Genomic DNA, 12,838 nt, shown 5'->3' with positions numbered 1-12,838 from the left:
ACTGCCTCCAAACAAACACAAAAAGCCAACTTAATGGCTTTTTGTGTTTAAAGAAATTAATAATTTGTGCGCTTCGCCATCACGGTAATTTCAATACTGCTTCCGCCGCAGAGGCTAGGGGATTCGGTGCAGGTGCGGGCAGGGTAGCGGCCAGGTTCAAAGTACTCAGCGTAAACAGTGTCCATGTCTTGGATAGCGTGTAGATCCGTGAGATGGATATCCACCCGCACTATATCCGCTAAGCTGCCGCCTTCCATTTCAAGCATGCGTGAGAGTGCGCGCATCACAAGGCGAGTCTCCTCTTTAACGTCGCCCCGGGCTGCGTGGCCGTTAGAGAGATCGCCAACGGTCAGTCCTGAAATAAACACGTAGTGATCATCAACTACCATGTGACTACCGGGGAAGCTTGGTGTGGGCATGGTAGGGTCGTTCATAAAGGTGGGCATGCTAGCTCCTTCTAGGTGATGTTCACGCTTACAGTTCATTTCGACAGGTTGTTCACCGTAGTGTTCAGTATCAGTAAAAATGAATAGAGGCGTTGCCAGGCACAAGTCACTGTCCAAAAGGTGATGTTTGCTCTAGGCTTGCGGGTTTTTAGTCGCTGAGGATGAGGCAAATGAAGATCGTACACGTTAACGCAGAGGCCCAGCGCAACGCCTGTCTGGCGCGATTATGCGCTGAGGTTTACGGACAAGAGGCGGGTCTTACGCCGCTGGTCGTGTTCACCGGCACCTGCAGTGTGTTTTTTCCGCAAGAAGCAGCGCGGCTGTTTGCTGCTGTTGATAGACAGGGTAAACCTCAAGCGCTGGCACTGCTAGTGCTGGACGAGGAGGGCGAGGGCATGACGGTGACCCACGCCTGTGCACTTGACCAGGCAGATGCCAAGCAGCGTTTGATCAGCGAACTTACTTTGAAAGCGCCGCTACGTGTCGAAGTGGATAACGCCGAACAAGAAGCGTTCTATCAAAAAAGTGGTATTAAGCGCTGGTTTGGCGGAGCTGATGGCAAACGCATAGGCCTAGGCGCACGCCACCCCGCCAAAAGCGTTGGCGAGCTGGCGCCTACCCTGGTGTTGGATGAAGCACTGATCCTGCGTCGATTTAAACACGATCCGAAAACCTTTGAAGAGGCTAAACAGGCGTTTTTGAAGGGCTTAACCGATTTTCCGCAGTCTATTTAAGTGCCCTAAGAAAACGCAGCGTTGCGGTTTGTGCAACTAAGTTGCACGTTGTTGCCATGTTATTGACGTGTTATCCCGATAAAATAAGCTTCATCACTAGCTTATCAGAAAAAGGGGGAAACCCATGGCACTACCGATAATGGATAATAGCCAACGATACGGTGCAATTAGCCGCTTTTTGCACTGGGGGATGGCGCTACTGTTTGCTTGGCAGTTTACGAGTGCCACGGCGCACTGGCTTTTTCCGGACACACCCTTTGAAGAGTTCTTCTGGGGAACCCATTACCCAGTGGGTGTATTGCTACTGGCCTTAGTCGTACTGAGAGCGATATGGGCGTTAGCCAATGCGTCGCGTCGCCCACCATCGGTGAGCGTTATGGCAAAGCTGGGCCATCTTGCACTCTACGGCTTGATGATCGCAATTCCGACGATTGCACTTATTCGCCAGTACGGTTCGGGCCGTTCGCTTGAGGTGTTTGGCATTAATCTGATGTCAGGTTTTGAGGGCGAGGAGATCACCTGGATGACGGATCTCGGCGGTTTGCTCCACGGTGAGCTGGGCTGGACACTGCTGGCGCTGATCGTAGGGCACATCGTGATGGCCATTTTGCATCGCAAGCTGACTCACCACGACGTGCTAACGCGCATGGCCAGATAATAGCCGGAAATTGGACTACTTCTTTGCTAGCTCGCGCATGGCGGTTTCCAGGCCCTCCATGGTCATGGGGTACATGCGGTCATCAATGATCTCGCGAATCAGTTGGGTCGAGTAAGTGTACTCCCAGGCCCGGGGCGGCATAGGGTTAAGCCACGCCAGGCGAGGAAACGTTTCGCATAATCGCTTAAGCCACACGCCGCCCGCTTCGTCGTTAAAGTGCTCTACGCTGCCGCCGGGGTGGGTCACCTCATAAGGCGACATGGCGGCATCGCCGACAATCACGACTTGGTAATCCGCGCCATAGGTGTGCAGAACATCCATTGTCGGGATCCGCTCGTTCCCCCGGCGCATATTGTTACGCCAAACGCCTTCATAAAGACAGTTGTGAAAGTAGTAGTGCTCCAGGTGCTTGAACTCGGAGCGGGCCGCCGAAAATAGCTCTTCACAGACGCGAATATGGTCATCCATTGAGCCGCCCACATCCAAAAACAGCAACACCTTCACCGCATTATGACGCTCTGGGCGCATCTGTACGTTGAGTAGTCCGGCGTCTTTGGCGGTTTCGCGGATGGTGCTATCCACATCGAACTCGTCAAGCGCCCCCTGGCGGGCAAACTTACGCAGGCGGCGCAGCGCCATTTTAATATTACGCGTGCCCAGCTCCAGCGAGTCGTCGTAGTCACGAAAACGCCGCTCGTCCCATACCTTGGTGGCACGGCGGTGGCGGGAGCCATCCTGGCCGATACGAATACCTTCCGGGTTGTAGCCGTAGGCGCCAAAGGGGCTGGTGCCGCCGGTACCAATCCATTTATTGCCGCCCGCGTGGCGCTCTTTTTGCTCCTCCAGACGTTTTTTAAACGTCTCAATAAGCTCTTCGAGGCCGCCAAGGGATTCGACTTTGGCTTTCTCTTCGTCTGTGAGCTGCTTCTCAAACTCGCGGCGCAGCCAGTCATCAGGTATCAGCGCCTCAATGGCGGCATCCATATCCTCCAGGCCTTTAAACCAAGCGGCAAAGGCACGATCGAAGCGGTCAAAGTGGCGCTCATCCTTGACCATCACCGTGCGCGCTACCTGATAGAAGGCCTCCATGTCGGCGAACACCACACCGCGTTCCAACACGGCGTGAAGATCTAACAGCTCGCGAAGCGATACTGGAACACCCGCTCGCTTTAGTGTTTCGAATAGGCCGATAAACATGGCTTAGCGGCCTGTGCCTTTCTGGCGACGGATCATAAACGCCAGGCGTTCCAGCAGTTGAGTGTCCTGCTCGTTTTTGACCAAGGCACCCGCCATGGGCGGCAGCGCTTTGGCCGGGTCGCGGTTGTAGAGCGCTTCTTGAGCAATATTGTCAGCCATCAGTAGCTTGAGCCAGTCGACTAATTCAGACGTAGACGGTTTTTTCTTCAGGCCTGGCGCTTTACGTAGCTCGAAAAATACCTCTAAGGCCTCGCTGACCAGCCGGGGGGCTATATCCGGGAAGTGGACATCGACAATCGCCTGCATGGTCTCCCGGTCAGGGAACTCGATATAGTGGAAAAAGCAGCGGCGCAGGAAGGCATCCGGTAGCTCTTTTTCGTTGTTCGAGGTGATTACGATGATCGGGCGCTGTTCGGCACGAATGGTTTCGCCGGTTTCGTAAACGTGAAACTCCATACGATCCAGCTCTTGGAGCAGATCGTTGGGAAATTCGATATCGGCCTTGTCGATCTCGTCGATCAGTAGCACCACCCGTTGATTGGCGGTAAACGCTTCCCACAGCTTGCCGGGCTTGATGTAGTTGGCGACGTTTTCCACGCCTTCAACGCCAAGCTGAGAGTCACGCAGACGGCTGACAGCATCGTACTCGTATAAACCCTGGGCCGCCTTGGTGCTGGATTTGATATGCCAGGTAATCAGCTGGGTATCGAGAGACTCGGCTAACTCTTCAGCCAGCAGGGTTTTGCCGGTACCCGGCTCGCCTTTGATCAATAGCGGCCGCTCAAGCACCACGGCAGCATTCACCGCCTGCTTGAGCGCATCGGTTGCGATGTAGGAAGAGGTGGATTCAAACGCCATGGGAGGGCCTCGGCTTGTCGAAAGCGGGTTTATAAAAGGATAAACGGATTCAAACAAGTGTACGTGAGGGTCACCCTCAAGGCCAAGAGGTAGTGATAGCTGGCATTCTGCACAACACTGTGCCGAGTGCAGGTTTCCGCGAGGGCGCTGTTAACCCATCCGTGGGCGCTACTTTCGCCATCCATGGCGAAAGACCCTCGCTTCAACCTGCCCTCGCACCGTGTTCTCAAGATATGTTGCAGTTATTTCCAAATCAACAGCCCTGAAGTAGCTTTTTATCACCCCTGCCAATTCGGCGGCACTATGCCCTGGCGCCGCATTTGCCGGTATATCGTGGGCCTTGAAACCCCGAGAGCGCGAGCCACGGCGCTAACGTTCCAGTGCTGCTCCTTGAGCATTTCCAACAGTGTGTGATCGCTGTCGCTACCAGCGTCTGCAGGCAGGGGAGTTGCCTGCCGCGTGATGCGTTGGCTTAGGCACTGCTCGGGTAAGTCATGAACGGTGATTTCTTCGTTTTCTGAGGTGGCCAGTGCAAAGGCCAGCGCATTCTTTAGCTGACGAATATTACCGGGCCAGGCGTAAGCGAGTAGGGCACTGATGGCATCGGCGCGCAGGCGCGGTGATTGGCTGGCGGCGCGCTCTTTAATGATGTCGTCAAATACGCGGCGGATAACGTAGAGCTTATCGGCGCGGTCGCGTAGCGCGGGCAGGCGCAGTTGGGCCCCGTTAAGGCGGTAATAGAGATCTTCGCGGAACTCACCTTGCTGGATCATCGCATCGATATTGCGATGAGTGGCGGTAATCACCCGGATATCAACCTTTTCAGGCTTATTGGCCCCAAGAGGCATCACTTCTCGTTCCGCCAGCACACGTAGCAGTCGGGTTTGCAGCGCCAGCGGCATATCGCCTATTTCATCCAGAAATAGCGTGCCGCCATGGGCTTGGGGGATTAGACCGCGCATGCCTTTGGCGCGCCCGCCGGTAAAGGCGCCGGGCTCGTAACCAAACAGCTCGCTTTCGATCAGCGCTTCGGGGATAGCGGCGCAGTTCACCGCGATAAAGGGCCCTTTGGAGCGGTGGCCGCTGTCATGTAGTGCTCGGGCAACCACCTCTTTGCCGGTGCCGGTTTCTCCACTAATCAGCACATTAACGCTGGCTTCGTTGCGCAGTCGTTCGGCCAGCTTCTGGACTTTGCGCATGGCGGGGTCGTCGGCGCCTAAACGTGCCAATGGCCCAGGGAGGCTGGAAGGGAGCGAATGCGCTTGCTGAGTAGCTCGAGGGCGGCGCGGCTCCAGCAGGCTAATAAAGTAAATGGTGTTGTCGACTCTGGCGCGAAAAGCACGCAGTTGATCGTCGGTGGCGCTGTTGATGCTAAGCACATCGGCGATATCGCACTCGAATAATTCTCCTAGCATGGGCGTAGGGTCTAGCGACCAGGGTGGCCAGCGTCGCTGGTGCTCGGCGATCAAGTCACGACCCACTGCGTTGGCAGCAATCACTTGTCCGTTCTCCTCAATGGCGATGAGCCCCCGTCCGTTAACGTGCACAAACTCCCGCGAGGTATCCAGGCGCACCATCAGGCAGTCGCGGTAGCGCTGCAGAAAATAAGCATCCTCAATCATGCGCGCGTAGAGCGTTACCAGCGAGAGGCTAAAATTTTGGCTCTCATGCTGAGTAGGTGATTGCAGCGCGGAGATATCCAGCACCGCTATGACATTGCCCTGAGGGTCAGCGATAGGTGCGGCGGTGCAGGTGAGCGAAATATGCGAGGCGTCGAAGTGCTCCTGGCGGTGGCAGATAATCGCCTGGCGATCGTATAGGCAAGTGCCCACGGCACAAGTACCCGCAAAGCGTTCATCCCAATCGGCCCCCAGGTAGAGGCCTGCTCTGCGCAGTTGCTGGTCTTGGTTAGGGTCGCCGCGAAACTCGACGGTAATGCCGCGGTGGTCGGTGAGCAGCAGTACATAGCCTAGTTGGGCGATTTGTTGATAGAGCTGGTCAACCCCTGCGCGTGCTACGTGCAAAAGCTCATCGACAGACTCACGGTGCTCAATCAGGGTCTGCTGCGGTACGACGCGGGCAGGGCGAGGCCGGGTGGGGTCGAGCTGGTACTCGTTTAGGCAGCGCAGCCAGGAGCGCCGGATGGTTGCTTGCGCCGGTAGCTGCGGAACGTCCAAGCCTTCGCCGAGCTGGAAAACATGTTCGATATGTTGACGCTGCACGGATTGCAGCCGTGCAGGTAGAGGCGATTGAGTGGGCATGGCGTGGTTCACCCTGGGGCTTGTTATTGTCCTTCCAGCCTATGCGCTCTGGCGTGGGTGTCAACGACGTGCCATTACGCCGTTAGTCGTGTGTTACACCTGTAACGCCAGAGTGTAAACAGTGTGACAGGTGTACGCTCTACATAACGCTCAATTGCTAACGTTTTTTTGTTTTTTTATTTATATTTATCAATATCTTGAGGTTTTTTTTAAGTGATTGGCATAGCGGGTGCTTAGGGTTGAGTGTCATACGACAGTCAACAATAACAAACCTGCATGGAGTACCCGCTATGTCAGAGACACAAGCCCAACAAACCGCCACAGCTGCTGTTCAAGGCTGGCTGAGTGATTTTGATCAGGCGCTACAGGCCCAGGATATCCAAGGGGTACTCGCCCTGTTTAATGACGAGTGCTACTGGCGCGACTTTCTTACCTTTACCTGGAATTTAAAGACCTGCGAGGGCAAAGACGCGATTCAAGCCATGCTCAATGCCACTTTGGAGAACGCACGCCCCTCTAACTGGCAGTTAGAGGGCGAAGCGACCCAAAATGGCGATGTTGCTGAGGCGTGGTTCACCTTCGAGACCGCGGTCGCCAGCGGCAAAGGCTATTTGCGCCTTAAAGACGGCAAATGCTGGACGCTGCTCACCACGATGCAGTCACTGCATGACTTCCCCGAACCGCGTAATCATCACCGTCCTAAAGGCGCTGAGCACGGCGCCAATAAGCAGCGTGAAACCTGGCTGGAAGCACGGCAGCGCGAAGAAGCGGAGCTTGGTTACGCGCAGCAGCCTTACTGCGTGATTATTGGCGGCGGCCAGGGCGGTATTGGTTTGGGCGCGCGACTAAAGCAGATGGGCGTGCCGACCATTATTATCGAGCGTAACGAGCGTGCAGGGGACTCCTGGCGCAAGCGCTATAAGTCGCTCTGCCTGCATGATCCAGTCTGGTACGACCACCTTCCCTATATTCCTTTCCCAGACAACTGGCCGGTGTTTGCCCCCAAGGACAAGGTGGGCGATTGGCTGGAGATGTACACAAAGGTGATGGAGCTCAATTATTGGAGCGCCACCGAGTGTCAGAATGCTCACTTCGACGAAGCCGCAGGGGAGTGGGTGGTGAACGTCAAGCGTAACGGCGAAGCGATCACTTTACGGCCCAAGCAACTGGTGATGGCCACCGGGATGTCGGGTATGCCCAATGTGCCGCAATTCCCAGGGGCGGAAAGCTTTGCAGGCGAGCAGCAGCACTCCAGCCAGCATCCGGGGCCGGATGCTTATGCTGGCAAGAAGTGTGTGATTGTAGGCTCCAATAACTCTGCGCACGATATTGCCGCGGCGCTCTGGGAGCACGATGCCGATGTGACCATGTTACAGCGCTCGTCGACGCATATTGTGAAGTCTGATTCGTTGATGGAAGAGGTGTTGGGGCCACTCTACTCCGAAGAGGCGGTGGCCAGTGGCTTGACCCATGACAAGGCTGATCTGATTTTTGCTTCGATCCCCTATAAGGTGCTGCCAGACTTCCAACGCCCGGCGTTTGAGACGATCAAACAGCGCGACGCCGAGTTCTATCAGAAACTCGAAGATGCGGGCTTTATGCTCGATTTTGGTGATGACGACTCTGGCCTGTTCTTGAAGTATCTGCGCCGGGGCTCGGGTTACTACATCGATGTGGGCGCCTGCGATCTGGTTGCCAATGGCGATATCAAGCTGCGCAGCGGCGTAGGGATCGAGCGTATCAACCCGCACTCCATCACACTCACCGATGGCAGTGAGCTGGATGCAGATTTGATCGTTTATGCCACTGGCTATGGCTCCATGAACGGCTGGGCGGCGCGGCTTATCTCCCAAGAGGTGGCAGATAAGGTCGGCAAGTGCTGGGGCCTGGGCTCCGACACCACCAAAGACCCCGGCCCTTGGGAGGGCGAGCTGCGCAATATGTGGAAACCCACCCAGCAAGAGGCGCTGTGGTTCCATGGCGGCAACCTTCACCAGTCGCGGCACTACTCACACTATTTGGCGCTGCAGTTGAAAGCACGAATGGAGGGGCTGGAAACGCCTGTCTACGGTCTGCAGCCGGTTCACCACACGTCGTAACAAGGAAGGGCAGCCCATGAATCAGTTAAGCATGCAGGCAGCGGTTTGGTACGCAGCAAGAGATATTCGCGTCGAGCAAGTGTCGGTTCCCACTATCAGCGACCCCCATGAAGTGAAGGTGAAAGTGGCTGCCTGTGGCATTTGCGGCAGTGATCTGCACGAGTATGCCGCCGGGCCTATTTTTATTCCTGTAGGTAAGCCGCACCCGATCAGCGGCGAGCAGGCGCCGATCATTATGGGCCACGAATTTGCCGGGGAGGTGGTCGAGGTCGGCGATAAGGTCACGCGAGTGAAAGTGGGTGACCGTGTGGCGATTGAACCGATTCTCTCGCCCAATAAGGATGGTGCCTACCAAATGGAGCGCTATAACCTAACGCCCTTGCTGGGTTTTCACGGCCTCTCCGGCGGTGGTGGTGGCTTCTCGGCGTTCACCGTGATGGGGGAACACATGGTGCATAAGCTGCCGGATGAGCTGAGCTACGAACAAGGCGCTTTGGTAGAGCCCGCGGCGGTCGCTCTGCATGCGGTGCGTCAAAGCTGCTTGAAAGCCGGTGATAGCGCAGCAGTATTCGGTGCAGGGCCCATTGGGCTGATGACTATTGAAGCGCTTAAGGCCGCCGGGGCTGCTAAAATTTATGCCGTCGAGGTCGCGCCTTCTCGCAAAGCCAAGGCCGAAGCATTGGGAGCCATGGCGGTTGATCCGCAGCAGGAGGACGCGGTGGCAAAGATTCAATCACTGAGCGGTGGCGGCGTGGACGTGGCGTTTGAAGTGACCGGCATTCCTGCTGTACTGAATCAGGCGCTACACAGCACCCACGAAGGCGGCGAAGTGGTGGTGGTGAGTATCTGGGAAGGCGAGGCCAGCTTTCAGCCTAACGACCTCGTCATCAAAGAACGCACCATGAAGGGCATTATCGCCTATCGCCATGTGTACCCAGCGGTGATGGCACTGATGCAGCGGGGCTATTTCCGCGCCGAAGATATGGTCACCCAGCGCATTCCATTGGCAGATATCGTGGAAGAGGGTTTTGAGGCGCTGCTAAGCGACAAAGCCCAGGTGAAAATCATCGTGACACCTAATCACTAATGTGAGGATTTCTAAGCGCTAACGAAGTCACATGATACTTTGTGATGCACAAAGGTTGAAAATTGCGCAATGGTGGTGCAGTTTATTTGCTGCAGTGCGAGAGAGATGAATGTGAATCCAACGATGTTTTATTAAGTTATTGTTTTTTGGTGTTTTTAAAAAAGGTGGCACGCAGATCGCAATATAGATGGCAAAGGGTGATTGAACAGAGAGGCCCAATTCACTATCTAGCTTCTCTTCCTTCGTCATCCACGTTGTTACCCTTGGTAGCAACACACTGAGTGAGCTGGCGTGCTCCACCTGGGTCCCTTCGGGGGACTTTTTTTTTGCCCAAATTTTATGTAAGTACTTTATAAAATAGAAAACTATCAGAGGCCGGTTTCTTATAACAATATTTTACAAGCAATTTGGAAACAGTGTTCGTATACTATGCTCTGTACAGGAAAGTTGGATAGCAAGTACCGCAATCCCCAAGCGCATGGAACTGCGCGCTGCATAGAGGATGACCCTGATGAGTAATATGAAACTGATTTCTGCCGCTGTTATCACCGCTAGCTTTGCTCTGGCAAGCCAGGCCGCTCTCGCCTACAACGCGGGGGACGTATTTGTTCGTGGTGGCGTAGCCCAAACGGATACGGGTTCAGGTAATGGTAATCTGAATGGTGATTCACTAAACGTGCAGAGTGCTCGCGGCTTCACCTTCGGTGCTGGTTACCTGTTTACTGATAAGGTTGGCGTTGAGCTCAACAGCTCTGAGAAATTCGAGCACGATCTGAATACCTCTGCTTTAGGCGATGTGGGCAGTGTAGATCGCCTGCCGATAAACCTTTTGGTGAACTACTACCCGATGGGTGGCTTGGATTCTAAAGTTCAGCCTTACGTGGGCGCTGGCCTTAACTACACACGCTTCTCTGGTGAGCCCAGTGGAGTGAACGTTGATGAAAGCTATGGCGCGATCGGCCAAGTGGGTGTTGATCTGGCCGTGACTGACAATATTATGCTTAACGGTTACGCCAGCTATGCTGACGTGAACGCAGACATCAATGTGGGCGGTGAAGTCGACATCGAACCTGTCACCATTGGCGGTGGTGTTACTTACCGCTTCTAAGCTCGACCTGATTTTTCCTGATAGCCAGACACAATTCAACGCCCGGCCATGTGCCGGGCGTTGTTTTTTTGCGTTTGAAAAAAAGGGCTTTTAGAGGCCCTAGGGCGTGAGATTCGCAAAACCACTTTCCGTCACCGCCACATTATCTTCAACACGAATACCGCCACAGGGCACAAGCTGGTCGACGAGTTGCCAGTTAATGGGTAGGTCAGTATTGCGCAGTGGGGCGAGCAGCATATTGATAAAATACAGCCCAGGCTCAATGGTGACGACCATGCCTGGGCGCAGCGTGCGTGTCAGCCGTAGCGCTGGGTGCTGCTCTGGAGCAGGGGCGGGAGTGCCATCCGGGTGGCGCAATCCGGCCACATCGTGCACTTGAAGGCCCAGCGAGTGACCCAGCCCATGAGGGCAGAATGCCCGCGTAACGCCTTCAGCGACCGCCTCTTCGGGGGTGCCTTTAAACAGATCATTAGCCACCAATATTTCACCCAGGTGGTGATGCATCTGCTCATGCAGTATCAAAAAGTTAACCCCCGGGGCTACGCCTTTGACTAACTCATCCTTCAATCCATGCATGGCGGTGACCAGTTCGCCAAATGCTGCTGGAGCATCGGGGCCTGCATAGGTACGCGTAATATCAGCACAGTAACCCCGAAAGCGGCGACCCGCATCGACTAGCAGGCTATAGCGCTGTTTAGGCGCAGTAAGGGCGTAGTGTTGATAATGCAGCACGCCAGCATGCTCATTTAAACCGATAATATTTTGGTAAGGCACATTTGATTCGCGCTGGCGACTCGCTGCTAAGTACGCCAGTTGAATATCCAACTCACCAGATGCGCCAATAAACGCTGCCTGGGATGCCTGATGTCCCGCTATCGCTAAGCGATTGGCTTCACGGAGACAGGCGATCTCATAGGGCGTCTTAAACATCCGTAATTCGTCAAGGGCATACACTATTCGTTCAGGGTGATGTTCAGCTTTTAGCGCCTTCTGGGTGCTGGTAGGCAGACGCTCTATATCGCCAATGACGGCAGCATTTTCCGTAAGCGGAGGGGAGATTTTCTCGCTACATAAGTGGATATCAAACGCTGCCACCCAGGGCTCTTCGGGCAGATGAGTAGGCAAGTGCCAAAAGTCGGCGGGCGCATACAAGTACAGCTGTGGGCGCTTTTCTGGCTGAATAATCAACCAGCTATGCTGCACATCGGCTAAACCCACCCAGTGCATAAAATGCCCGTAAGTTTGAAAAGGGGGCGCGTGGTCATCAGCAAAGTGTACGCTGGTATGGCCACTGTAAATCGCCAGACTATCAAACCCGTGGTCGGTCAAAATGTCCGAATAAGCACGCTGTAGGTGCGCTATATGATCATGCTGTAGGTTAAATAGGGTGGTTGACATACAAAGCTGTGCCCTCTCTTAAATAAGCTTTCGCAAATACGGATTCATCCACGTGGCGGCGCCAGTTCGCTCCACAGGCTATCCAGCTCCGCGTGGCGATGATTTTGATGACGGTATAGCCGTAGCTCCATAGGCACATCCCAGCGACTGTCGCCCGCTCTTACCAGCGTGCCTTGAGCAAGCTCTGCCGCGACGTTGCGCTCTGGGAGCCAGCTCATGCCGTAGCCAAGTAGCACCAGCTCTTTAATACCCGCCGCGTAGAGGTTTTCACTCTGCGCGGTTAAATAGGTGGTTTGGGGGAGCCTGGCTAGGTGTGCTTTTACTGCAGACCCCAACAACCCACGCTTGGGGTAGGCAAGCCACGGCAGTGGTTGATGGCGCGACCCAGGCAGCAGGGCGTGTGCTTCTCCCTCTGGGTTTAACCCCGTCACGGGAATCAGTCGTTCATGGCCAATCACACGATAATTGCAGGCGCTGGTATCGATTTCCAGATCGCAGCGACCAATCGGCCAGTAACAGATAGCCAGGTCGCACTCGGCCCGGGCCAAGGCTTGAAAGTAGTCATTGGCCACCCAGCCGGTCGCCCGCAAATAGGGCTGTACACGATCTTGCCAACCTGTCGCCGTTAACCATTCCGGTAAAAAGTGTGGTAACAAGCTCTGCGGTGCTGCCACCATGATACGTCGCTGCTGGCCAGCATTAATTTCGCGTACACGGTCACGGGTCAGGCGCACTCGTTCGGTGACCTGCTCGCACAGGGTCAGAAACTCCTCCCCGGCTGGAGTGAGCGAGAGCGGCAGCGTTTGACGATTAATCAGCGTCACGCCCATCTCCTCCTCAAGCAGTTTGATCCGCCGGGAGAAGGTGGGTTGCGTAACGTTTTGATCATCTGCTGCGCGTGAGAAGTGCCGCGTTCTGGCCAGGGCGATAAAATCTTCTAGCCAGCGAATTTCCATGCTCTACCTCTTAGCGCCTGGTTTCGCTGTATCAAA

Annotated in this window: 11 protein-coding genes; 5 read left to right on the top strand and 6 right to left on the bottom strand. The window is 55.0% G+C overall.

Features of this window, described 5'->3' with window-relative positions:
- Positions 1-56: 56 nt before the first annotated feature.
- Positions 57-446: a RidA family protein gene (locus OM794_RS12655; RefSeq protein WP_226249267.1), complete on the bottom strand. Its 390-nt coding sequence runs from the start codon at positions 444-446 to the stop codon at positions 57-59.
- Between the two features lie 170 nt (positions 447-616).
- Here OM794_RS12655 and OM794_RS12650 point away from each other — a divergent pair, with 170 nt between their 5' ends.
- A complete protein-coding gene (locus tag OM794_RS12650; RefSeq protein ID WP_226249266.1) occupies positions 617-1,180 on the top strand; it encodes a hypothetical protein in 564 nt (187 codons plus the stop codon).
- A gap of 124 nt (positions 1,181-1,304) precedes the next feature.
- Positions 1,305-1,838, top strand: a complete 534-nt coding sequence (locus OM794_RS12645) for a cytochrome b (protein ID WP_226249265.1) — start codon at positions 1,305-1,307, stop codon at positions 1,836-1,838.
- A 15-nt stretch (positions 1,839-1,853) separates the two neighbouring features.
- Here OM794_RS12645 and OM794_RS12640 read toward each other — a convergent pair whose 3' ends face one another.
- The 3 genes from OM794_RS12640 to OM794_RS12630 form a co-directional block, all read right to left on the bottom strand.
- A complete protein-coding gene (locus OM794_RS12640; RefSeq protein WP_226249264.1) occupies positions 1,854-3,035 on the bottom strand; it encodes a vWA domain-containing protein in 1,182 nt (393 codons plus the stop codon).
- A 3-nt stretch (positions 3,036-3,038) separates the two neighbouring features.
- Positions 3,039-3,893, bottom strand: a complete 855-nt coding sequence (locus tag OM794_RS12635) for an AAA family ATPase (protein ID WP_226249263.1) — start codon at positions 3,891-3,893, stop codon at positions 3,039-3,041.
- A gap of 278 nt (positions 3,894-4,171) precedes the next feature.
- Positions 4,172-6,154 carry a sigma-54-dependent Fis family transcriptional regulator gene (locus OM794_RS12630; protein WP_226249262.1) on the bottom strand — a complete coding sequence of 661 codons (1,983 nt, stop codon included), beginning with the start codon at positions 6,152-6,154 and terminating at the stop codon, positions 4,172-4,174.
- A gap of 290 nt (positions 6,155-6,444) precedes the next feature.
- Here OM794_RS12630 and OM794_RS12625 point away from each other — a divergent pair, with 290 nt between their 5' ends.
- The 3 genes from OM794_RS12625 to OM794_RS12615 all read left to right on the top strand — a co-directional run bounded on the left by OM794_RS12625 (position 6,445) and on the right by OM794_RS12615 (position 10,448).
- A complete protein-coding gene (locus tag OM794_RS12625; protein WP_226249261.1) occupies positions 6,445-8,253 on the top strand; it encodes an NAD(P)/FAD-dependent oxidoreductase in 1,809 nt (602 codons plus the stop codon).
- Positions 8,254-8,269: 16 nt separating this feature from the next.
- Complete coding sequence (locus OM794_RS12620; protein WP_319001070.1) at positions 8,270-9,340, top strand: 2,3-butanediol dehydrogenase; 1,071 nt, start codon at positions 8,270-8,272, stop codon at positions 9,338-9,340.
- 511 nt (positions 9,341-9,851) lie between these two features.
- On the top strand, positions 9,852-10,448 hold the full coding sequence (locus OM794_RS12615) for an OmpW/AlkL family protein (RefSeq protein ID WP_215093776.1): 597 nt from the start codon (positions 9,852-9,854) through the stop codon (positions 10,446-10,448).
- 99 nt (positions 10,449-10,547) lie between these two features.
- Here the strand turns inward: OM794_RS12615 and pepQ are convergent, their stop codons facing one another.
- Together pepQ and OM794_RS12605 are read right to left on the bottom strand one after the other, a co-directional pair.
- The gene (gene pepQ / locus OM794_RS12610) at positions 10,548-11,846 is read right to left on the bottom strand and encodes a Xaa-Pro dipeptidase (RefSeq protein WP_226249260.1); all 1,299 of its coding nucleotides are present in this window, start codon (positions 11,844-11,846) and stop codon (positions 10,548-10,550) included.
- A gap of 44 nt (positions 11,847-11,890) precedes the next feature.
- A complete protein-coding gene (locus OM794_RS12605) occupies positions 11,891-12,802 on the bottom strand; it encodes a LysR family transcriptional regulator (RefSeq protein WP_226249259.1) in 912 nt (303 codons plus the stop codon).
- Positions 12,803-12,838 lie beyond the last annotated feature (36 nt).

The sequence above is a fragment of the Halomonas sp. BDJS001 genome (assembly GCF_026104355.1).
In the GTDB taxonomy this organism is placed as follows: domain Bacteria; phylum Pseudomonadota; class Gammaproteobacteria; order Pseudomonadales; family Halomonadaceae; genus Vreelandella.
This window is presented reverse-complemented; position numbering and strand designations above follow the sequence as displayed.